The sequence below is a fragment of the Eggerthella guodeyinii genome (genome assembly GCF_009834925.2).
GTDB classification, from domain to species: domain Bacteria; phylum Actinomycetota; class Coriobacteriia; order Coriobacteriales; family Eggerthellaceae; genus Eggerthella; species Eggerthella guodeyinii.
Genome location: NZ_CP063310.1, coordinates 2,821,301 through 2,844,262, shown reverse-complemented (window position 1 = coordinate 2,844,262; position 22,962 = coordinate 2,821,301). Strand labels below are relative to the sequence as shown.

At 66.3% G+C, this 22,962-nt stretch carries 17 protein-coding genes; 8 read left to right on the top strand and 9 right to left on the bottom strand.

Features of this window, described 5'->3' with window-relative positions; translation table 11 throughout:
• The first annotated feature begins 222 nt into the window (after positions 1-222).
• Together asnB and GS424_RS12025 are read left to right on the top strand one after the other, a co-directional pair.
• A complete protein-coding gene (gene asnB, locus GS424_RS12030; RefSeq protein WP_160942783.1) occupies positions 223-2,184 on the top strand; it encodes an asparagine synthase (glutamine-hydrolyzing) in 1,962 nt (653 codons plus the stop codon).
• A 1,002-nt stretch (positions 2,185-3,186) separates the two neighbouring features.
• Positions 3,187-5,034 carry an FAD-binding protein gene (locus tag GS424_RS12025; RefSeq protein WP_160942784.1) on the top strand — a complete coding sequence of 616 codons (1,848 nt, stop codon included), beginning with the start codon at positions 3,187-3,189 and terminating at the stop codon, positions 5,032-5,034.
• Here the strand turns inward: GS424_RS12025 and GS424_RS12020 are convergent.
• Positions 5,031-5,936 (bottom strand): LysR family transcriptional regulator, encoded by a 906-nt coding sequence (locus GS424_RS12020; protein ID WP_160942785.1) that lies wholly within the window; start codon positions 5,934-5,936, stop codon positions 5,031-5,033. The genes GS424_RS12025 and GS424_RS12020 overlap by 4 nt on opposite strands.
• Positions 5,937-5,997: 61 nt before the next feature.
• Entirely contained in the window at positions 5,998-8,106 is a 2,109-nt protein-coding gene (gene murJ / locus GS424_RS12015) for a murein biosynthesis integral membrane protein MurJ (protein WP_160942786.1), read from the bottom strand.
• A gap of 67 nt (positions 8,107-8,173) precedes the next feature.
• On the opposite strand from murJ, the gene GS424_RS12010 reads away from it, so the two are divergent.
• On the top strand, positions 8,174-9,070 hold the full coding sequence (locus GS424_RS12010; RefSeq protein ID WP_160942787.1) for an NAD(+)/NADH kinase: 897 nt from the start codon (positions 8,174-8,176) through the stop codon (positions 9,068-9,070).
• Positions 9,071-9,130: 60 nt separating this feature from the next.
• On the opposite strand, the gene GS424_RS12005 is transcribed toward GS424_RS12010, so the two are convergent.
• Entirely contained in the window at positions 9,131-9,901 is a 771-nt protein-coding gene (locus GS424_RS12005) for a hypothetical protein (RefSeq protein WP_244977536.1), read from the bottom strand.
• Between the two features lie 185 nt (positions 9,902-10,086).
• Between GS424_RS12005 and GS424_RS12000 the strand changes: the two genes are divergently transcribed.
• Complete coding sequence (locus GS424_RS12000) at positions 10,087-12,360, top strand: ABC transporter substrate-binding protein (RefSeq protein ID WP_160942789.1); 2,274 nt, start codon at positions 10,087-10,089, stop codon at positions 12,358-12,360.
• A gap of 2 nt (positions 12,361-12,362) precedes the next feature.
• On the opposite strand, the gene GS424_RS11995 is transcribed toward GS424_RS12000, so the two are convergent.
• The 5 genes from GS424_RS11995 to GS424_RS11975 are packed head-to-tail and all read right to left on the bottom strand — an operon-like array spanning position 12,363 to position 17,321.
• Complete coding sequence (locus tag GS424_RS11995) at positions 12,363-13,475, bottom strand: ABC transporter ATP-binding protein (RefSeq protein WP_160942790.1); 1,113 nt, start codon at positions 13,473-13,475, stop codon at positions 12,363-12,365.
• Positions 13,476-14,516, bottom strand: coding sequence for a hypothetical protein (locus GS424_RS11990; RefSeq protein ID WP_160942791.1), 1,041 nt, complete (start codon positions 14,514-14,516; stop codon positions 13,476-13,478).
• Complete coding sequence (locus GS424_RS11985; protein WP_160942792.1) at positions 14,509-15,600, bottom strand: efflux RND transporter periplasmic adaptor subunit; 1,092 nt, start codon at positions 15,598-15,600, stop codon at positions 14,509-14,511. The genes GS424_RS11990 and GS424_RS11985 overlap by 8 nt, the downstream gene beginning before the upstream one ends.
• Complete coding sequence (locus tag GS424_RS11980) at positions 15,601-16,449, bottom strand: carbohydrate ABC transporter permease (RefSeq protein ID WP_160942793.1); 849 nt, start codon at positions 16,447-16,449, stop codon at positions 15,601-15,603.
• Positions 16,446-17,321: a carbohydrate ABC transporter permease gene (locus GS424_RS11975; RefSeq protein WP_160942794.1), complete on the bottom strand. Its 876-nt coding sequence runs from the start codon at positions 17,319-17,321 to the stop codon at positions 16,446-16,448. Before GS424_RS11975 ends, GS424_RS11980 begins: the two co-directional genes overlap by 4 nt.
• 198 nt (positions 17,322-17,519) lie before the next feature.
• Between GS424_RS11975 and GS424_RS11970 the strand changes: the two genes are divergently transcribed.
• From GS424_RS11970 to GS424_RS11955, 4 genes are all read left to right on the top strand, one after another.
• Positions 17,520-18,092, top strand: a complete 573-nt coding sequence (locus GS424_RS11970; RefSeq protein WP_244977535.1) for a helix-turn-helix transcriptional regulator — start codon at positions 17,520-17,522, stop codon at positions 18,090-18,092.
• Between the two features lie 210 nt (positions 18,093-18,302).
• Positions 18,303-19,043 (top strand): flagellar protein FliS, encoded by a 741-nt coding sequence (locus GS424_RS11965; protein WP_160942795.1) that lies wholly within the window; start codon positions 18,303-18,305, stop codon positions 19,041-19,043.
• Between the two features lie 71 nt (positions 19,044-19,114).
• Positions 19,115-19,696 (top strand): hypothetical protein, encoded by a 582-nt coding sequence (locus GS424_RS11960; protein WP_160942796.1) that lies wholly within the window; start codon positions 19,115-19,117, stop codon positions 19,694-19,696.
• Positions 19,697-19,807: 111 nt separating this feature from the next.
• Entirely contained in the window at positions 19,808-21,121 is a 1,314-nt protein-coding gene (locus tag GS424_RS11955) for a hypothetical protein (protein WP_244977727.1), read from the top strand.
• A gap of 302 nt (positions 21,122-21,423) precedes the next feature.
• On the opposite strand, the gene GS424_RS11950 is transcribed toward GS424_RS11955, so the two are convergent.
• Complete coding sequence (locus GS424_RS11950; RefSeq protein WP_160942797.1) at positions 21,424-22,905, bottom strand: DUF1846 domain-containing protein; 1,482 nt, start codon at positions 22,903-22,905, stop codon at positions 21,424-21,426.
• Positions 22,906-22,962: the final 57 nt, after the last annotated feature.

The window sequence follows — 22,962 nt, the reverse complement described above, 5'->3', positions numbered from 1 at the left end:
TCGTCCGGGCGGCGAAAATGTACGCAAAACGAAAGAATTGCTTAGAATGCGGGAGTTTCGCTGCCGCCGACGCGTTTGGTTGTGTAATTCGGCTGAGTCCGTCTGCGGTTTTCCCTTGTGAATCTTGGGATTAGAGGGAGCGTGGCGTATCATACCGGAAGATGTGAACGTATTCGTGCCGCGTGATCGTGCGGGCACGCGCTCAGGAGGAGAACCAGCCACATGTGCGGATTCGTGGGATTCACTGCGGTCGATTTCGACCGGGAAACGAACAAGGCGGTCGTCAAGGACATGGCCGATCGCATCGCCCACCGCGGGCCCGATGACGAGGGCTTCTTCGTGGACGACGACATCGCGATGGGATTTCGCCGCCTGTCCATCATCGACCTCGAAGGCTCCCGCCAGCCCATGCAGAACGCCGACGGTACCGTGACCGTCACGTTCAACGGCGAGATCTACAACTTCCAGGAGCTCCGCGCCGAGCTCGAGGCGCTCGGCTACGCCTTCGTCACGAACGGCGACACCGAGACCATCGTCCACGGCTACGAGGCGTGGGGCACCGACGTGTTCGAGAAGCTGCGCGGCATGTTCGCCATCGCCATCTGGGATGCGCCGAAGAAGCGCCTCGTGTGCGCGCGCGACCTGTTCGGCATCAAGCCGTTCTACTACCAGACGTGCGGCAACCGCCTCATCTACGGCAGCGAGATCAAGGCGTTTCTGGCGCATCCGGCGTTCGCCAAGGAGCTCAACCGCGAGATGCTGCCGCAGTACCTGTGCTTCGAGTACATGAACGACTCGCAGACCATGTTCAAGGGCGTCCACAAGCTGCTGCCCGGCCACTTCATGGTGTTCGAGGACGGCGCGTTGAATATCGAGTGCTTCTACCGCATCACGTACAAGATCGACGAATCGAAGGGCCTCGACGAGTGGGCCGACGAGATCAACCGCGTGTTCGACGAATCGGTGGCGGCGCACGAGATCGCCGACGTGGAGATCGGCAGCTTCCTGTCGGGCGGCATCGACAGCTCGCTGGCCGCGTACTGCATGGGGCAGCACGCCCCCGACATCAAGACGTTCTCGGTGGGCTACGACATTGGCTGCGAGGACAAGCTGGCCGAGATCGACGCGCTGCCCGACTTCGACATCAAGCTGAACGAGCTGGACGATGCCACGGCGTTCGCCGAGTGGGCGCAGCTGCCGAACTTCCAGACGCAGGTGAGCGCCGAGGAATTTCTCGACATCGTGCCCACCGAGCAGTACCACATGGACGAGCCCCTCGGCGCGCCGAGCGCCATCCCGCTGTTCTTCGTCAGCAAGCTGGCGCGCGAGCAGGTGAAGGTGGTGCAGTCGGGCGAGGGCGCCGACGAGCTGTTCGGCGGCTACTGGATCTACCACGACCAGTTCGAGTTCGACAAGTACTTCAAGGTGCCGCGCCCCCTGCGCGCCGCCGCGGGCGCCGTGGCCGAGAAGCTGCCGCCGTTCCACGGGCGCCGTTTCGCCATGCGCGGTTCGGGCGGCCCCGAGAAGTCGTACCAGCGCGCGAGCATGAACTACATGTGGGACGAGATCCCCAACGTGCTGAAGGACTACGCGGGTCCGTGCAAGCCCTGGGAGTGGTGCAAGCCGCACTTCGACGAGGCGGCCAAGCAGGACCTCGACATCATCACGCAGACGCAGTACGTGGACATGGTCAGCTACATGCCGTTCGACATCTGCCTGAAAGCCGACAAGATGTCCATGTCGCAGTCGCTCGAGCTGCGCGTGCCGTTCCTCGACAAGAAGGTGCTCGACGTGGCGCTGCAGCTGCCCACGGCCTGCCGCGTGGACGACGACCACGCGAAGTACGCGCTGCGCGTGGCCGCATCCAAGCTGGGCTTCCAGAAGAAGGTGGCGAACATGCCGAAGCAGCCGTTCATCACGCCTTTGACCGTGTGGCTGCAGACCGACCTGTACTACGACCGCATCAAGGAGGCGTTCACGAGCGATGCCGCGCACGAGTTCTTCAACGTGGACTACCTCGTGCAGATGCTCGACGACCACAAGTCGGCCGACTTCTCCACGGTGGAGGGACGCGGCAAGCTCAAGATGATGCGCATCTGGAACATCTACTGCTTCCTGTGCTGGTACGAGGTGTTCTTCGGGAAGTCGAGCGAACAGCTGAAGCCGAAGACGAAGGTGGCGTAACGGCGCCGCTGCGACGCACGACGGCCGCCCTCGGGCGGCCGTTCTTTTGCGTGGCGAAGTGCGAGCATGGAGTGAGCATGGTGCATGAGGAAGGTTCGCACCGGAATCGGGGCGGGGAAGGAGTCGCCGCGGCTGATTTTGCGCGCATGTAATCCCTGCTTTCCAAGATGTTGTGCGACGACGACGGGCCGTGCCATAATTGTTGCAGTCGCATCCCGCAAGGGATGCGGGGATTGAAATTTCTACGGGTGAATTTAATCCCGCTCTTGGGTCGGTCGCATCCCGCAAGGGATGCGGGGATTGAAATACGGTGAAGGGCCAGCTCGATCTCCCGTACTACGTCGCATCCCGCAAGGGATGCGGGGATTGAAATACGAGCCCGGTCAAGGCTTGCACGTACGACAGTGTCGCATCCCGCAAGGGATGCGGGGATTGAAATGAGTACGGCACGAACATCTACTGGGCGGCCCCGCGTCGCATCCCGCAAGGGATGCGGGGATTGAAATGAGCTTGGCGAGATATGGTCAAACGTGCCGCTCGAGTCGCATCTCGCATGGGGTGTGGGGATTGAAATATGTTGCGCACGAAGTAACGCATATCGTCGCGAATGTCGCATCCCGCAAGGGATGCGGGGATTGAAATACGCATGTGCCGAAGCCTGAGTTCTCGCGCTTGACTAGTCGCATCCCGCAAGGGATGCAGAGACGGACCTCGTTCCCGGGCGCCGGTTCGTGATGCGCGCGACGTGCGACCATCGCGGTTTGGGGCGCTGGATCCCCCAGTCTCCGCCCGCCACGGGGGTGGGCGGTTCCACCCCCCCCCGACAACGAGAAGTTGCTGCGGCGTCAATGCATGCATGACGGGGGCTGCGTGCGGGGCGTGGTACGCTAACAGCGTTGAAACACGTGTTGAACGAAGCATCACCTCGAGGGGCATCAAGCGAAGATGCCGGGCCTTGTGCGGCTCGGGCATCGCATACATTCGAGTGACCGGAGGGATCACGTGGATACGTCTACATCAACGAATCATGGGGAATCGAACAACGCGAACGGCGGCTTCTCGCGCAGGGCGTTCGTCAAGGGCGGCCTGGCCGCCAGCGTCGCCGCGCTGGGCGGGATGGCGCTGACGGGATGCGCCGCCGCGCCGGCATCGTCCAAGAAGGCGCAGGCGGCCGATGCCGCAGCGCCTGCCGACGAGGTGACCGCGCGCCTCGTCGAGCGCGTGCACGACGCCAACCTGCCCGACGCGGCGCCCATCCTGCCGGTCGAGCCGCCGGCGGCGTGGGACGACGAGGCCGACGTGGTCATCGTCGGCGTGGGCGGCGGCGGTATCGTGGCCACGGCGTTCCTCGCGCAGCAGGGGCTCAAGGTCATCGGCATCGAGAAGGAGGGCCAGGTGGGCGGTGCGAGCCGTCACGCCTGCACCTTCGCCAACGTGTTCGGCGGCTCGAAGGACCAGAACGCGCTCGAGTTCGGCGTGCCCACGTTTCCGCCCGACGCCAAGGCGTTCACCCGCATGTACGAGGAGCAGAACGCGTACTCCATCGACGAAAAGTTCCTCATGAACCAGCTGCTCATGTCGGGCGCGGCGTGCGACTGGATCATGGAGCAGGACGGCATGAACATGGAGTGCTTCGGCCCCATCTGGCACGACGCCGACGTCCATAGCGGCAAGCAGAGCGTCGTGCTGGGCATGAACAACCCCACGAACGCCCTGGAGGCCGTCGCGCTGGCGGCGGGCGCCGACATCCGCCTGTCCACGAAGTGCGAGAAGCTCGTCGCCGACGGCGACCGCGTGGTGGGCATCGTCGCGAAGGGGACGGACGGCGCGGAGCGCTACGTCAAGGCGTCGAAGGGCGTCATCCTGTGCGCCGGCGGCTTCGGCATGAACCGCGACCTCATCCGCGCCTACCTGCCGAGCGCCTACGAGGGCACCGTGCAGGGCGGCCCCATGCCGTCGCACACGGGCGAGGCGTTCCGCATGGGCCTCGGCGTGGGCGCCGACTTCTCCGGCTTCGACTCCTGGAGCTGCTGGGAGGGCGCCATCGACGAGGAGACGGCGGGCGGCGACGGCCAGTTCTGGCACTACTTCTGGCACGGCGAGCGCCAGCTGTTCCACAACCCGTGGCTCATCATCGACAAGCGCGGCAACCGCCAGCCGTACTTCGCGGCCACGCAGGAGCTGTTCGCGAACCCGGGCGGGCAGATGGGCGACCTCAGCAACTGCGCCGCGTGGATGTCGGCCGTGGGGCACCACGTGTATTCCATCTGCGACTCCAACTTCCCGACCACCGTGTTCGAGAAGAACGTGCTCACCGACGAGGGCACCGACCGCAACCGCATCCCCATCACCGACGCCAGCACGCTCGTCGACACGAAGGGGCTCGTGTCGGCTGATTGGCTCGCCGAGGTGGACGAGGCGGTGGAGCGCGGCGCCGTGAAGAAGGCCGACACCATCGAGGAGCTGGCCGATATGCTGCTGCTCGACCGCGACGTGCTGGTGCGCGCCGTGAAGGAGTACAACGAGCTGTGCGCGAAGGGCGTCGACGAGGAGATGTCCACCCCGTACGATCCGACGTGGCTGCATCCCGTGCAGGATCCGCCGTTCTACGGCGCCATCGTGGGCAGCCAGATGGCGAAGACCATGTGCGGCCTGCGCACCGACGAGCACCTGCAGGTCATGCGCGAGGACGGCACGCTCATCGACGGCCTGTACGCGAACGCGACTACGGCCGGCGGCCTGTCGGGCGAGGCGAACTACGGCTGCTTCTGGAACTCGACGGTGTTCGGCGGCGTGGGCACGAGCTGGATCACCGGGTGGATCGCGGCGAAGTCGCTGCTGGACGCCTAGCGCCGCACGCCGTTGCGGATGAAGCTGACCAGCTTGAGCGCCAACGGCTTCGCGAGCGTCTCGCGGTAGGCGAGGCACAGGGGGAGGTCGATCCGCTCGCCCGGGTGGAACGGCATGAAGACCGACTGCGGGTAGGCCTCCTCCATGCAGGGGTCGTAGGGTTGCAGGTGCACCCCGCCGCCGCTGCAGAACGCGTCGATGGCGTCGTCGTTGAGCGGCACCTCGCGGAACAGCGGGTTGAAGCCGCGGGCGTGGCAGGCCGCCACGAAGCCGGTGGTGAACAGGTCGAAATCGAAGGGGCTCCTGATGGGGACCCCTTCGAGGTCGGCTATCGCGAGGGGCGCGCGCTCGCACAGCGGGTTGCCGCGCAGCGTGATCGCCCGCGTTTCCACGGGGCCGAGGGCAAGCAGCTTGATGCCCGGGCGCTTGTACGCGCCGTGGACGAAGCCGAGGTCGATGGCCTCCTCCTCGAGGGCGTTCAGGATGGCGGTGTCGGACATCTTGAACGTCGAGACGGCGCAGCCGGGCGTGCGGGCGGCGAACTCGTTGACGAGCGCCACCGCCTCGTGCCCGTCGTTGAAGAACAGGTAGTCGAGCGGGAACGACTTGAACGCGATGGCGAGCGATTCCGGGGCCACGTCGCCCGTCTTGCGCTCCTGGACGAACCGGTCGATCTCGTCGAGCTCGCGCAACACCGCGTCGGCGTGCACGAGGAACTGCCGGCCCTCGTCGGTGGGGTGCATGCGCTCGCCGCGGTCGAACAGCTCGAAGCCCGCCTCGTGCTCGAGCGCGCGGATCGCCTTGGAAACGGCCTGCTTGGAGACGAACAGCTCCTCGGAAGCCTTCGCCACGCTTCCGCAATGCGCCACCGCCGACATGTATCTCAACTGATGCAGCTCCACGGCACCTCCCCTGTGCTCGCTTGCGTGCTTGCTCGCGCCCGCTTTGCGGCAGGCGCTGGCGCTACCCGCGTCCCAGCTTGCCCTTCACCTTGCTCGCGATGGAGCTGACGAAGGCCGCCTCGGGCACGTGCAGCTTGATGGACAGGCCGAACGTCACCACGAGCGCCACGATGCCGCCGACCAGCACGTAGGCGAGCGCCTGCGGAATGGAGCCCGACAGCGGAGCCAGATACGTTTGCAGCGCGAACAGCACGCCGCCGCCCGCCGCCGCTCCCAGGCCGCCGAACACGAGGCCGCCCAGGCACGCCTTCACCACCGAGCGCAAACCGAACGGCCCCAGGTGGCGCCGCAGGTAGATGAACAGGCACACGTCGGCCACCACGTAGAACAGCACCTCGGCCACCGCGATGATCTCGATGGGGAAGCGCTCCACGTTCGCCGCGCCGAACATCGTGAGCGCGATCTGGGCCGCGCCGGCCACGAAGTTGAACACGGCGAAGACGCCCATCTTCCTCAGGCTCGAGAATATCTTCTGCAGGTACGTGTTGATGCCGTACACCGGCAGCGCGAACGCGAGCACGGACATGTACGTGGCGATGGAGGAGACGTTCTCCATCGTGAAGGCTCCCGCGTGGTACAGGGTGACCAGCGGCAACGAGAACACCATGAGATACAGCGCGAAGGGGATCATGAAGAACAGGATCTGGTTCGTGCCCCCGACGATGCCGCGCTTCACGCCCTCCATGTCGCCTTCAGCCTGCATGTCGGCAAGCTCGGTGAACATGGCGGTGGTGATGGGCACCGCCAAGAACGCGTAGGGGAGCGTGAACCACTGGCGCGCGTACAGCAGGATGGACGGGCCGTTGTCGGCGAAGCCGTACGATGCCGCGTTTTGCACCGACACCACGATGAGCGAGCACAGCATGACGAACACGGCCGGCACGCCGATGGCCACCGTCTCGCGCAGCGAAGGATCGCGCAGGTCGATGCGCGGGCGCACGCGGATGCCGTTCTTCTTGAGCGCCGGCAGCTGGATGGCCAGCTGCACGAACACGCCCAGCGGGTTGCCGAACGCGATGATGTACAGCGCGAGCTCCTGGTTCTGCGGCGCCACGACGGCGTACAGCACGAAGGTCGTGATGACGATGACGTTGTTCGCCACGGGCGCGATGGACGACCAGAGGTAGTCGCGATTGGCGTTGAGCAGGCCCGATACGATAGCGGTGGCGCCGTACATCACGATCTGTATCGCGAAGAACTGGAAGAAGAACACCGACTGGGCCATCTCGTTCTGGTCGGAGTAGAAGCTTTGCGTGTAGATGGCCACGCTGGGGAAGGCCATGCACAGCGCCGACACCACGCCGAGGAACAGCACCACGATGGTGAGCAGGTTCGACGCGTAGCGGTTGGAGGCGTCGCGCCCGAGCTTCTTCTTCACCGACATATATACCGGAAGGAATGCCGTGACCAGCATGCCGCCCACCACCAGCTCGTACAGCTGGTTCGGCAGGTTGTTCGCCACCTGGTAGGAGCTCGACAGCAGGGTGGATCCCAGCGCGAAGGCCATGACCCAGGTGCGGGCGAAGCCGGTGATGCGCGAGAGCATGGTGCATATGCTCATGAGCGCCGCCGACGATCCGACGGCGGACGTGGCATCCTCGGGCTCGGGCTGCTCGACGCGGGCGAGCGTGCGGTCGGCGCCGGCGTGCTTGCTGATGATGGGCAGCTCCGAGGTCGATCCGGGGAACGCGGCGCGCTCGGCGCGCGAGCTGGGCATCGCCGGGGCGACGCGTGCGCGCTCGCGCTCGCGCGGGTCGGGCGTCGAAGGCTCGAAGGGGTCGCGGGGCGGGGTGGTGCGATCGGGGCCGGCGTGGCGGCCGCCGATGTGGATCTCGGAGGTTTCCCCCGGCGCGGCCGCGCGCAGGCGGGCCTTCGCGCTGGCGGGGTCGAGCCGCGGCTGCGGCTTGGGGACGACCTGCTGGGCCACGGCCGCCGCGATGACGGTGCGGTCGAGGCCGGCGTGGCGGCCGCCCACTTTGATTTCCGACGTGGAGCCCGGGTCGGCCGCGCGCACGTGGGTGCGCTGGGGACGCAGAGGCGCAGCGGCGGGCTGCTCGGGTGCCGGTTCGGCAACGCGCGTGTGTTGAGCTCGTGCGAGCTTGTCGGACATGGACGGACGCTTCCTCATGCTTCGGATATAATGGCCCCATCATAGCAAACCCGGAAAGAAGACCTTCATGCACATCCTCATCGTACGCAATAATTCCAACTCGCAAGCGGTGGACGCATCGCTGCTGCTCGCGACGTACCTTGCGACGCAGGGCCTCGAGTATACGCTGGTCGATTCGTCCGATCTCTCGTGCCGCTGCGATCACGACGGCGTGAACGCGGCGCTGGCCGCGGGCGTCGAGATGACGGTGGTGCTCGGCGGCGACGGAACCATCCTGCGCACCGCGCGCCAGATCGGCACGTCGGGCGTGCCCATCCTCGGCATCAACTTCGGGCGGTTGGGCTTCCTGGCGAACTCGAGCGACGACGGCGTGATCGCCATCGTATCGTCCGCGCTGGCCGGCGACGTGGTGGCCGAGCAGCGCACGAACCTCCGCATCGACGTGGTGTGCGAGGGCGAGGCCGACCCGTGGGACGACGACAGCGATGCGGCCGTGCCCGAGTTCGACGATCCTGCGCGCACGTTCTTCGCGCTCAACGAGCTGGCCGTGACGCGCGGCGCGAACGGCCGCATCATCGACTTCGGCTTAAGCATCTCGGGCGACCACATCGCCGACATGCGCGGCGACGGCCTGGTGGTGGCCACGGCCACCGGCTCGACGGCCTACGCGCTGTCGGCGGGCGGGCCGCTCGTGGCGCCCGGCTTCAACGGCCTCGTGGCCGTGCCGCTGGCGCCGCACACGCTGCACTCGCGCGCCATCGTGACGGCGGCCAACGACGTGGTGGAGATGGACCTGTCGCTCAACCGCGACCCCCGCGAGGCCACCCTGTTCGCCGACGGCGAGCTGCTCACGTTCGACGCGCCGGTGAAGCGCGTCTACGTCGCCCGCGGCACCGCCCCCACCACGCTGCTGCGCTACCAGCGCGAAGGCTTCTACGAACACGCCGCCAAGGTGTTCTTCTAAGAGGGCCAATCGACGGAAGACGGCCCCGGTTCGCTGCGACGAGCCGGGGCCGTCTTGCCGCTACAGCCACAAGCGGTAGGCGACGGCGGGGTCGTAGTCGATGAGTTGCAGGCAGAAGTCGGACGGGTCGAGGTCGTCGAACGCGTTCTGGTCCTTGAGGGCGTTCTTGTTGACCTTGAACGGCAGAATGATCTCGACCGATTCGCCGGGTTCGACTGCGTCTTGTCCCGACCTGTAGAGCTCGTTCGCGAAGTAGTACGCGTCGTCCAGGCGCGCGCCTGCGCCGAGGCTGTCGTCGATGTAGTCGAGGTTCTCGCCCCACAGGGAGAAATTATGCATGGGGAAATCGCGCTGCAGGTCTACTGCGGCGGGCGAGACGTTGGCGACCGAGACGGTCACCGCGACGAGCTTGCTGCTTTCGTAGACGGGTCGATACGGACCGCCGTACTCGGGATACCAGTCGGTGAAGCTCTTCGTCGTGATCACCTTGATCTCGCGCACGGACAGATCGAGGTCCGGGGCGTCGTATTCCCACATCCCCTGCTCTTTCCATAGCTCGGCCACCTCGGGCGGCGTCCTCTGCGCCACCTCGTCGGGCCTGCCGTTGTAAGCTATCCCCTGCGTGATGCCGCGCAGTTCCAGCGTGGAGCCGGGCGCGAGGTCCACGATCTCGCTTGCGGCGTACCCGGTCTCGGAATAGAGCCCGTCGCCGATGCGGGGCTCGGCCTCGTGCGGCGTCCCCGGGATGTAGCGTCCCACGAACCAACCCATGACGAGCGCCACGACGACGAGGCAGACGGCGCCGACCATCGCACGTTTGCTGCGGTTCATCTGCATCGTCTCTCCTCCTTCGCTCGTTTGGGCCGATCCTAGCATCGTGCCACGTCAGGCGGCAACGGTGATTTATTTCACCCTACCACAGTCCGGTATTCTTCGCGGGAGCGAAGCGGGAGGCTGCTACACTCCGGGCAACGGGCGCCGCTGCAAGCGCCCGACCTCGCATGAAGGAGGCTTTTATGGTGCGAAACCTTACGGCGCTGATCCTGGCGACCGTGCTGTGCCTGGCGGGCTGCGCGCCGTCCGGCGGCGCGCGGGGTACGGGGACGACGCCGGCGAGCGGCACGGCGGCCGTCTTTGCGACGAGCGTTCCCCATTACGAGGAGAAGGTTCGGCTGTCCGCGGGGATGAGCGAGATCCTCGACATGCGGCTCACGGAGGAGGACGGGCTGTTCGTCGCGGCTACCGACGCCCGGCGCTCGCACGTGGCCGTGTTCGCGCAGGCGGACGACGGCACGTGGGAGGAGGCGTTCGATGCCGACGATCTCATGGAATCGCTCGGCGAGAACCGCTATTTGAGCAGGGCCGCCTTGACGCCGCAGGGAACGCTGCTGTGCATCGCGTCGTCGTCCGGCGGGTCGAACCCGGCATGTTACGCGGTCGATCGCGACGGCTCGTTCTCCCGCTCGTCGCTTCCGATCGGCTCCGATGTGTTCAAGTTCCGCGTCGACGACGACGGTTCGGTGATCGTCTCGCAGTCGGGCAGCATCACGCGCACGAAGGGCGGCTTGGTGCGCTACGACGCCGCAGGCGGCGAAGCCGTGGAGTACGAGCTTGCCGAAGGCGAGTTCGCCTTCGATTTCGCCGTGCATGAGGAGACGCTGTACGTCGTCGTCACGCGCAGCAACAGCATGCAGATGGAAAGCGACATCGTGGCGTTCGAGGCGCGAACGGGAGCGATGGTCGACGTCGACCCCTCCTTGCGCGCCGCATTCGACCAGGTGCTCCCCGCCCCGAACGGGTTCGACCCCGGCGCCTCGCCGGTGCTGGCAAGCGGCTCCGACGCTCTGTACGTGTGCTCGAAGGGTGCCGTCTTCCGGTGCGCCGACGGCGCGGCGGAGCGCGTGCTGGACGGGGCGGGCACGCATTTGGAGAACTCCACCGAGCAGCCAGCCGGCTTGCTCCTGCTGCCCGACGGCAGCCTTGCCATCCAGTATCAGGATCGCATGTCGAGCGAGGGCGCCGTGTACCGCTACTTCGAGGGCGAGCGCGAGCAGACGGCGGAGCTGACGGTGTACGCGCTCGAAGACAACGCCGACGTGCAGCAGGCGGTGGTCGCCTTCCGCGACGACCACCCCGAAACGGCGGTGGAGCTGCAGGTGGGCATCCCGGCCGGGTCGGGGCTCACCGCCGACGATGCCATCCGGGCGCTCAACGCCGATCTGCTGGCGGGAACGGGCCCCGACGTGCTCGTGCTCGATGGGCTGCCGATGAAGGACCTCGTCGAGCAAGGGATGCTGCTCGATCTCGAAGACGACGTGCAGGCGGCGCGTTCGCGCGAATCCTACTACGAAAACGTCCTCACGGCGTTTTCGAGCGATGGCGGCTGCTTCGCCGTGCCCACGCGCTTCGCGCTGCCGGCGGCGGTGGGCGACGAAGAGGTGCTGGAGCACGCGGGCTCCCTCGAGGAGCTGGCCGCCTACGTCGATCGAAGCGACGAGACGCGCGCGCAGCTCGGGTCGTTGTCGTTGGCGGCGCTGTACACGGCGTCCTATCCCGTCATCGTGGACGAGGACGGCAGCGTCGACGCCGACGCGCTCGCGGCGTTCTTCCGCAGCGTGCAGCGGCTGGTGGCGATCTCCGAGGCGAACGTGGGAGAGGGCGTCGATCCCTCGTACGACTACATCGGCGCGCTGTTCAGGAATTTCGACGGCGATACGTACGGGCTGGACAACGGGGTCATGGGGTTGCTCGACGGCGACGACCGCATCGCCGTCGGGTCGCTGGTCGACACGACCGATTACGGCATGGCGGGCATCGCCGTGGCGAACGCGGACTACCCGTGCGCCATCGTGCCGCTTGCCTTCGACGGCGTGCGGACGTTCGAGCCCCGCACCGTGGTGGGCGTCAGCGCCGACAGCCAGAACGCCGATGCCGCGCGGGACTTGGTCGCCTTCGTGCTGGAGAAAACTCAGCAAGCGGGTGGCCGCTCCCTCGGCCTGCCCGTGTGCAAGAGCGTCTTCGAGGAAGCCGCGCAAGCGCTCGGCGGCTACAGCATGGGCTCCATGAGCGCCGAAGGCGGCATGACGAACTACGAGCGCGCCGCGCTCGCCGACGACGAGATCGCCGCGTACCATCGCATGGTGGAAAGCGCCACGGCGGCCAGCGTGCCCGACAAGGTGGTGACCGACGTGATCGCGGCCGAGCTGGAAGCGTGCTGCCGCGGCACCGTCTCGCCCGACGACGCGGTGGGCAACGCGTTGCAGAAGCTCAAGCTGTACCAGGCGCAATAGCGCTATCGCCGCACCAGCACGTTCTCCTCGGTCGCGGGGTCGAACAGGAAGACGCCGTCGGCGCGCAGGCTCGCGTTGACGGCGTCTCCCGGTTGATAGCGTCCGAACTGCCGCACGTCGGCCTTGGCGACGAGCGGGTACCCGGCTACCTCGATTGACAGGTAGGCGTCCGCTCCGGCGATCTCCCCACGCTGGAACCGTCCGACAAGCGCGGTCGCGCCCGCGGCAGGCCCCGCGCCGCCGCGAGCGAGCGAGAGGCTTTCGGGCCGCACTCCCAGCACCAGCTCGCGCCCTTCGTAGCGCGCCGCCACACGCTGGGCGCGCGCGGGGAGGGGAACCCCGACGTCGCCGAAGCGGAGCGTCCCGCGCACGAGGCGGCAGGGAACGAAGCTCATGGCCGGTGAGCCGATGAACCCGGCCACGAACAGGGTGCGCGGCTCGAAGTAGAGCTCGGCCGGCGTCCCGACCTGCTGCACCTCGCCCGCATCCATCACGACGATCTTCGTGGCGAGGGTCATGGCCTCGGTCTGGTCGTGCGTGACGTACAGCATGGTGGCGCCGGTGCTGCGGTGCAACCGCGCCAACTCGCCGCGCATATGGGAGCGCAGCTTCGCGTCGAGGTTCGACAGCGGCTCGTCCATGAGGAAGAGCGCCGGGTCGCGCACGAGCGCACGGCCGATGGCGACGCGCTGCTGCTGGCCGCCGGAGAGCTTCGGCGGCGTGCGATCGAGGATGTCGCCGATGCCGAGCGTTTCGCTGACGGCCGCCACCCGCCGAGCGCGTTCGTCTTTCGGGATCTTGCGCGCTTTGAGGGGGAACGCGATGTTGTCGAACGCGCTCAGGTGAGGGTACAGCGCGTAGTCTTGGAACACCATGGCGACGTTGCGGTCCGCCGGACGCAGGCGCGTGACGTCGCGCCCGTCGAGGACCACGCGTCCGCAGTCAGGCGATTCCAGCCCGGCGACCAGCCGCAGGATGGTGGACTTGCCGCAGCCCGACGACCCCACCAACACCATGAAATCGCCCTGGTCGACGGTGAGCGAGAAGTCGCGCACCGCACGCCCCGCCCCTTTGTCGAACGCCTTGTCGAGGTGCTCCAGTTCCAGCAATGCCATTCATCCCACCTGCTTTCGTGCGTGTTTGGCCCGCGCGAGCGCCGCGTGCACGCGGAGCTGCAGCATCGCAGCCGCGAGCGCGGCGAGCGCGGATAGGCCGAGCAGCACCGCCGCCGCTGCGGCGATGAGCGCGGGTTCGTCGAATACGGTTTGCCGCGCGAACACGAGGCGCGCGAGGCCCTCGGTCCAGCTGCGCCATGATTCCTGCCATGCGGCGAAGTCCGACCAGGTCGTAGGATAGAAGCTGCCGAAGCGCGACAGGGAGGACGCGAACGCGCCCGTCGCTCCCAGCGCTCCGACGCCCGCGATCGCGAGGCACGCGAGGCGCGACAGCGGGTGCGCGCTCGGCTGCGTCCCGCTCCGACGGCACAGCGAGACGAGGGCGATCACGAGTGCGAGCGGGTACGCGAACAGGCATGCGTACGCCAGCAATTCAGCTCCGCGAACGTCGAGCATTTCGACGTTCGCGTCCAGGACGGACGCTGCGAGATCGGCGGTCACGGGAAACCCGTCGGCATCGAACGCGCGCGTGGTGAGCCGTGCGAACGCGCGATCGGCGCCGCCTTCGCGTACCGCCAGCGGCTCATCGCTCGGCAGCGCGCCCACCGCCCGGTAGGGGATGCCGTCGATGAGCACGTCCAGCCCCGTCGCGTCGGGCTGGCCGAACAACGAGACGCTTGCGGCGCTGCTGAGGATGCACGCGTCGGGCTCGGCGGGGAAGGACGCGGTATCCGGCAGCAGCAATCCGAGGTCGCCTTCGTAGGAGACGACCTCGATCTCGATCGTCGCGGCGAGGTCGGGGTTCGCGGCGACGTGCCCGCCGTCCTGCGACCACAGGACGACGCTTCCCAGCGCGTCCCGGGCCGTTTCGACCGCGTCGAGCGGGACGCGGTCGCCGCCCAGTTCGAAGGTGCTCGTGCGCATGCACGTCTCATGCACGCGCACGAGGCTGCCCGTGCCTGCGGCGAACAGCAGGAGCGATACGGCGAACAGCGCGGATGCGAGGGCGGGCGGATGCGTCGGCTGACGGAGCTTACGCATCGGCCGCCCTGACCTTGTCGCCTTCGGCGATCACCTTGTCCGATCGGACGACGGCCTGCTGTCGGGCGGAGAGCGCGCCGTCGGCCAGGGCGGCATAGCCATCGCCGGTATCGAGCACGGTCACGCTCACCGATCGGGCCACCTGCTCGGTTCCAAGAAAACCCTCCCGATCCTCCACCACGTACACGGAGAACCGCGACGGCCCCTCCTGATGCAACGCCTCGAGGGGGAGGCAGGTCGCATACTCGCTCGAGGACAAGTCGACGGTCACGGCGCAGGTCATGCCCGCAGTCACGCCTTCGGCATCCACGTTCGCGCTCAGGCGGGCCCCTCCGTCGACGTCTCGCGCGATCGAGAAGACGACGTCTTGCAGCACGAGATCATCCGAGAAGCGCACCGTGCCCACGGCCTCGGACCCCAGATCCTCGATGTCGCCTCCCGTCGCCGTCGCTTCGACGACGAGCCCCATCGCGGGGTTCGCCAGGGTCAGCACGGCGGCGGTCGACGTCATGCTTCCGACCGGCGCGAGCACGGAGACGACCGTGCCGCTGTGGGGAGCAAGCACTTCGCCGCCGGCGTCGCGAAGCGCGACGAGCCGATCGAGCGTCGTTTGCTGCAGGCGTCGATCCAGCTCGAGCGACTCGATGGAGGCGCTCGCCGCCGCCCCGCTCGCCGCCGCGCCGCCGCTGCCCGCGTCGTTCGCACCCGTTGCAACCGCCGCCGCGGCGGCGTTTCGCATGCTCGCGATGTCGATGTCCAGCTTGCGCACGGCTACGCTCGCGCGTTCGATTCCGTCGTCCAGCACGCCGGCATCGACGGCGAACAGCGCCTCTCCGGCCTGCACCGTATCCCCTTCGCGCGCGAACAGCGCGCTTACCACCTGCCCCGCTTCCGTAAGCACCGCGGTCTCGCCGCGAAACGCGACGACGCCTTGCGCCTGCACCTTGTGCGCTATCGTGCGGGCGCCGACGTTGACGGTTTTCACCTGCGCGACGCCGGCCGCATCGACGGCGCGGGCCAGCATGGCGAAGCACGCCATCGCAACGGCGAACGCGAACAGGGCGAGAGCTGTCTTCCTTCTCATCTACCGGTCCTTTCCCGTGGTCGCGGCGATGCCCTGTTCCAGGTAGTCCTTGCCCATGAGGAACACGAGCACGGCGGGCACGGCCGCCACCACCGCGGCCGCGAACAGCGTGCCGACGGTTTCCGCGCTCAGGGCGGGTTGGAACAGCGACAACGGCCACAGCGCTTGATTCTTGAGGAACGCGAGCGGCTGCTCCACCGCATTCCAATATTCGAAGAAGCCCAGGACGAGCGCCGCGAACACGCCCGGCGCGCCCAAGGGAAGCCCGATGCTCCAGAACACCCGCCATTCGCCCGCGCCGTCCAGGCGCGCCGCGTCCACGAGGCTGTCGGGAACGCTCGCGAAGAAGTGGTGCATGATGAACACGGGAAACGCGCTGAACGCTCCGGGCAGCACGACGGCGAGCAGGGTGTCGTTGATGCCGAGCGCGTTCAGCACGAGGTAGTTCGGCAGCATGACCACCTGGAATGGCAGCATCATGAGCAGCACGTACAGGAAGAACACCGCGCGCTTGCCGGGAAAGTCGAAGCGCGCGAGCGCCCATGCCGCCGGCGTGGCGAACACCGCCTGGCCCGCCAGCGCGCCCACGACGATGATCGCCGAATTCTGAACGAGCACGTGGTAAGCGGGCGTGTCGACGAGCACCGCGACGTAGGATGCGAGCGTCGGGCGGCTCGGAACCAGCGGCGCATTCGCGAATCCGGCACCGGGAGCGACAACGCCGCCCAGCGTCGAAGCGAGCTCCTCGTTGCCCATGAAGGAGCCGACGATCAGGACGGCAAGGGGAAAGCAGACGACGAAGCCGACGACGGCCAGCGCCAGCGGGACGAGCCACGAGCGCGCCGTCATCGCCGCCCGCCTCCCTGCTTGCCCCACGCGCGAAACAGCAGGCCCACCACCGCCAGCAGCACGAGGCTCAGCAGCATGCCGCCCGCCGCCAGCTTGCCCACCGACAGGCTGGCGAACCAGTTGTTGAACACGTGTCCCACGAGGTAGATGCTCTCGGGCGGATAGCTTCCCGCCACGAGGTACGCTTCGCGGTACACCTTGAACGCGTTGATCACCGCGAGCGTGGCCACGACGAAGCACGAGGGCACCACGAGCGGCAGCGTGATGCGCCGCGCCGTGAGCCAGGCGCCGGCGCCGTCGATGCGCGCCGCCTCGTAGAGGCTCGCCGGTATGCCCGACAGCGCCGCAAGCCACAGAATCACGCAATAGCCCAGGTTGCGCCAGACGTAGTCCGCCACCAGCACGAAAAGCGCCGCGTCGCCGGAAAGCCACGCCGCAGGCTCGCCTCCCAGGGCGGACAGCATGCCGTTCACGATGCCCTCGGCGTTGAAGAACACGTCGATCAGCAGCGCGGCGGTGAACGCGGGAATGGCCAGCGGGACGAGCAGCGACGCCTTCATGAAACGGCGAAACGGCGTCGCCTTGCGCAGGGCGACGGCGATCGCCAGCGAAAGCGCGAGGAGCAGGGGTATGCACACGAGCACGAAGCGCGCCGTGTTGCCCGCCGCGAGCGCGAACGCGTCGTTGCCGAGCACGGTGGCGTAGTTGTCCAGGCCGACGAACCGCTCTCCCGAGGTGTTCGTGAACGATCGGCGCGCCACGTCGACGAAGGGCGCTACGAAGAAGATCGCGAGGCCGATGAGGCTCGGGGCCAGGAAAGCGGCGCCGGCGCCGCGCTGGACGATCGAAGGACGAAGGGGCTTGACTCGCACGGCGTTCCTCCTTCGGCAGGCTCGACAGACGGTGGCTCCCGTGCGGTCGAATCTACCATCGCCCGCTGCGCGTGCCTACGGTGAATTAATTCACCCTGGTCGTTCGACCTGCGCGAACACCGATTAGCGCACGTCAGTTCGAGCCGCCTGTGGTACCATCGTCTCAAACAAGTGGATCGAAGATGAAAGCGGGGTGCCATGCTTCCCGAGGGCATGTTGACCGGCATCGTCGTAGCCGCGACGGCCGTTTTGTTCGTCGCCTGCTGCATGCAGATCGCGCGCGCGTCGTTCTTGGAGCGCGCCTCGCGTGCCGACGTGAGGCTCGCCGTGTTCTGGGTGCTTGCGTTCGCCGCTTCCGTCATCGGGTGCCTCGCCTTCACCGAGGCGTACGGCAACGAGGTCGCCGCGCTCTACGCGAGCGCGCTCTGCGTCGCGGCGTTGGCCGCGGGCCGGCTCCTCCTGCGATCGTGGCGCGCGGGCGAGGCTGCCGAACTCGCGCGCATGGCCGAGCTGCGTGCGCTCGTCGATCGGTATCGGGAGGGGGAGGACTCCGTCGAGGCCCGGTGTGCGCGGGCGGCGCGGACGTTCGATCTGACGCGGCGCGAGGAGGAGGTTCTGGCCTTGCTGCTGGAGGGGCGCACGCGCTCCGAGATCGCGCGCGAGCTGTACGTATCGGGCGATACGGTGAAGACGCATATTCGGAACCTGTACCGCAAAACGGGCGTGGCGGGGAAGGACGAACTCGTCGAGGCGATGGGCGTGCAAGGCTGACCCGATCCCTTCCTGGTATTCAATACCTCGTCAGAGGATAATGGATACTGCCTGATCATATGGGTGAAACTATCATCGATTGAAAAAAATTGAAGCGGCTCCAAATATTCCTCCCAACGCCATTGACTTGCCATCCCCCGTGGCGTATCTTAGCTAACTAAGTTCCCATGTTTATAACACGGGGGCTTCCGTAAAAGGGGTACAGTACGTATGAGCGAGCAAGAGACGACGAGCACGCAGAGCCTTCCAGTAGACGATGTCGAACCGAACACCTCCCAGCATCAGACGGGCAGCGAAAACGCCGCCGATGGTGCCGTGCAGGGGCAGGGTTCCGACATACCTTCTGATCCGGTGTCTGCTTCGACCGCAACCGATACCGGGGCTTCCAAAACCACGTCATCCGCTTCAAACGCCGCAGCCGAAGTTGCCAAGAAAACCGGCAAGATCCTCGGCATGTCCAAGCACGTGTTCGCCGGCCTCGTGGCCGTCGTCGCCGTGTCCGCCGCGGTGGTGGCGGGCGTCGTGCTGACGCAGCAGCCCGCGCTGGAGGATTGGTACGACTCGAACGCCGCGCAAGGCCAGTTCGAGGGCAAGTCGAAGGAAGAGATCCAGGCGGCGCTCAACGAGGAAGTCGCCAAGGGCATGATGAACATCTCCATCGCGGCGTCCATCACGTTCGCCGACGGCTCGTCCGAGGGCGAGGCGCGCATCGAGAACATCGCCGCGAACCCGATGGACCAGAAGGTCGTCATCACGTTGAAGGACTCGGGCGAGACGGTGTACGAATCCGCCGCCATCGCGCCCGACCAGCATATTCAAACGATCAAACTCACGAAGGATCTCGATCCTGGCGAATACGCCGCCGTTGCCACGTTCACCGGCTACGACCGCGAGACGCACAAGCAAACCGGCCAAGCGGCCGCTGAAATTGTTTTGAACGTCGAAGGCTAAGGGGCCTTCTGCGGGGAAGATACCTAGAGCATATCTGGCAACGTAAGGGCACATCGGGAAAGGGAAAGATCATGAGTAAGAAAATCGGGCGTTTCGAGTACGTCAAGCGCGGCCTGGTAGGAGTCTGCGCAGCCACGATGCTGGCAGGAATGTGTGCGGTTCCGGCGTTTGCGACCGATATCAAAGGTGGGGATACAACGGGTTCGAGTTCCGTGACGGTAAAAACGGACATTCAGATGTCCGCAACTGTGCCGACGACTATCCCGATGGAAATCAACAACGATGGCATTGCTGTACCGGATACTAGTGTCCTGAAGATTCAGAACCTAACCAAGAATTACGGCATCACGGTCACCAATGTTAAAGCTGATATCAAGGACTCGACGATGACCCTAAGTTCGACCGGAACGGATCTTGCGTCGAACCAGTTGGCGCTTGCGGTCGACAAGTCGGGAGGATCGTCGCCTGTGTTTGTCGACGCGACTGGGGCAACTCTCGATTGGCCGATTGACGCAAGTGCAGATGGCAAGATTGCTAAAGAAGTCTCGTTTTCTTTGACTCCGACGAGTGGGACGCTTACCAAGGATTTCTTCGGAACCTACACGGCGGCAGCCGAAGCCTTGACTATCTCTTGGACCGTTGCTCTGTCGTAGCATTACAAGGAAGGCCATGAAAAGGTATTGATTGGGCGAGAAACATATAGCATCGCACCGCGGAAAGCCGCACCCCTTACGGGTGCGGCTTTCGCGCTTTGCTTGCTGCTGGTGTTCGGGTTGCTGTGGCCGGTGCCGGTTTCGTTTGCGGCTGAGGAGGCCGAGGCGCAGGCTGGCAGCGTCGACAACGTGGTCGTCGAGACCCCTGCGCCGAGCGAACCTGCGGCCAAGCCCGAGCCTCAACCTCAGCCCGATTCCCAGCCTGAGCCGACCGTCCCGGAAACCCCCGTCGCGCCCGAGCCCGAGTACGAGAACGCGTGGGCCATCGGTGCGGACGAGGCCTCGGCGGTGGTGGCGGAGCTGTGGGCCGACGGGACGTTCGTGGTCGACGGGGCGGGGGAGACGGTCGCGTTCGACGACGTCGAGGACGTCCCCTGGCTTGCGGCGGGCGTGGCCGACGACATCGAGCGCGTGATCTTCGCCGACAAGGTGGAAGCGTCGAGCTTGGCGCATTGGTTCGAGGGGTGCTCGAACTTGCGCGAGGTTGCGAACGTGCCCGCCGACGTCGAGGATATGACGCGCGCGTTCTACGATTGTCCGAAACTCGTCGAGCTTCCCGACGAATTCGCGTTCGCCGACGAGGCGGTCGCCGAGGCGTGCTTCGGGTTCGAGGAACCGGCCGAAACGCTGCTGACCACGGCGTATCGCGGCGCGGACGAGAATGTGCTGGCGTATGCGTGGGAGCTCGACGGGCGCGAGCTCGTGAATCCTGATGCGCCGGAGCCGCCGGCGGCCGAGGAGCCGCAGGACCCCGTCGAACCCGAAACGCCCGAAGACTCCGAGGACGCCGAGGATCCCAACGCTTCGAAAGACCCCGATGCTCCCGCAAACGAACCTGCAGAGCAACCGACGGACGCGTTCGCCGACGAACCGACGGAAACGCCCGCCGAAGAGACGCCCGCGCCCGACGCGGCCCCCGAGCCGGAACCCGAACCTGCACCCGCGCCCCAAGAGGAAGCCCAGGTCAACATCACCGTCCCCTCGTCGGTGGCCATGATGCTGAACGCCGAAGGCGACAACACCGCCCTCATCCCCGTCGCGGCGGCGAACCGCTCGGAGCGTAGCGTCGCCATCGTCGGCGCACGCCTCAAGCGCGCGAGCCAGGACCTGCCGGGCGGCTCGTGGTCGCTCACCACGGAAAGCGGCTCCACGACGTTCGTGGAGGACGCGCGCTTCACGCCGCTGGGCCTGGAAGTGACGTTCGACCGGCCGGTGATCCTTGCGGCGGGCGACGAAGGCACGATGCTCGTCTGGCATGGCACGTTCACCGACTACGGTATGAAGCAGCTGGTGGGCGCCGCGGTGGACGCGGGCGACGAGGGGTTCGCCTACGGCTCGATGATCTGGATCGTCGCCGCCGCGTAACGATCCGACGTTTGGCGTGTGCGAAGTCCTTGAGTTTTGCACCCTGTTGGCATCGAAAACCCCTTAAAAATGACGAGTCCGCGAGTTATGCACCCTGCGGTGAGGGCGTTTCGACCTATTGACGCAATCCGACGACGTGTCATCAGGTCTTATGCAAACCTGCTGCGCTCAAGTTCGTCTTTGGATGGCGCACGGACGTGTCAACGGGGTGCATAACTCAAGGACTCGGCCACCTTGGGCGCGGACATGGTAGAGAGCCGCCTTGCGACAAGGCGGCTCTCATAAAACCGGCGGCATTGCCTTTACTTGTGATAGTACCGGTGCTGCTCGTACTTCGGCTCGCAGCAGACGTTGATGCCGAGCGTGCGGTAGAGCTTCTCGTCGGTGGCCGACAGGATCACGCTGAAGAACGCGTCGCATCCGCGCAGGTCGTTCACGTGGTCGATGAGCTTGGCCGCCAGCGGGTCGGTGGCGGAGCTGATGGACAGCGCGATGAGCGTCTCGTCGGAGTGCAGGCGCGGGTTGCGGCTGTGCAGCTGGTCGGTCTTCAGGCGGCAGATGGGCGTGATGGCCTCGTCGCTGATCACGTCGATGTCGTCGTCCACGCCGGCCACGCCCTTGAGCGCGTTCATCAGCAGCGACGACGCGGCGCCCAGCAGCGTGGACGTCTTGCCCGTCACCACGGTGCCGTCGGGCAGCACCATCGCGCCGGCCGGGCCGCCGGTGGTCTCCTCCTTCAACAGCGCCGCCGAGCGCGCGGGCGACAGGCTCGCGTTCACGCCGGCCTGGTTCATGAGCAGCTCGAGGCGCTCCATGCGCTCCTGGCCCACGCCGAGGCGCTTCACCTCCACCGCGGTCTGGAAGTAGCGGCGCACGATCTCCATCTTGGCGGCATCGCGCACGGCGTCGTCGTCGACGATGGCGTTGCCGGCCATGTTCACACCCATGTCGGTGGGCGACTGGTACGGGCTCGTGCCCGAGATGCGCTCCATCATGGCCTTGAGCACGGGGAATATCTCCACGTCGCGGTTGTAGTTGACGGTGGTCTTTCCGTAGGCTTCGAGGTGGAAGGGATCGATGGTGTTCGCGTCGTCGAGGTCGACCGTGGCCGCCTCGTAGGCGATGTTCACGGGGTGCTTGAGCGGCAGGTTCCACACGGGGAACGTCTCGTACTTCGCGTAGCCGGCGGCGATGCCGCGCTCGTGCTCGTGGTACAGCTGCGACAGGCAGGTGGCCATCTTGCCCGATCCGGGGCCGGGCGCCGTCACCACCACGAGGGGGCGCGTCGTTTCCACGTACTCGTTCTTGCCGTAGCCCTCGTCGCTGACGATGTGGTCGATGTCGTAGGGGTAGCCGGCGATGGGGTAGTGCAGGTAGCTCTTGATGCCGAGGCTCTCGAGGCGGCGGCGGAACGCGCCGGCCGAAGGCTGGTTCGCGTAGTGCGTGATCACCACGCCGCTCGTGGCGAAGCCCATGGAGCGGAAGATGTCCATGAGGCGCAGCACGTCCTCGTCGTAGGTGATGCCCAGATCGCCGCGCACCTTGCTCTTCTCGATGTCGTTGGCGTTGATGGCGATGATCACCTCGACGTCGTCCACGAGGCTCTTGAGCATGCGGATCTTGGAGTCGGGCTCGAAGCCGGGCAGCACGCGCGCGGCGTGGTAGTCGTCGAACAGCTTTCCGCCGAATTCCAGGTAGAGCTTGCCGCCGAACTGGTCGATGCGGTTGCGGATATGCTCTGCTTGGAGCGCGATGTACTTGTCGTTGTCGAATCCAGTGCGCATGGAATCCCTCTTCTTCTTCGAACCGTTTTGCTCTAGCACTAATGCGATAGCATACCA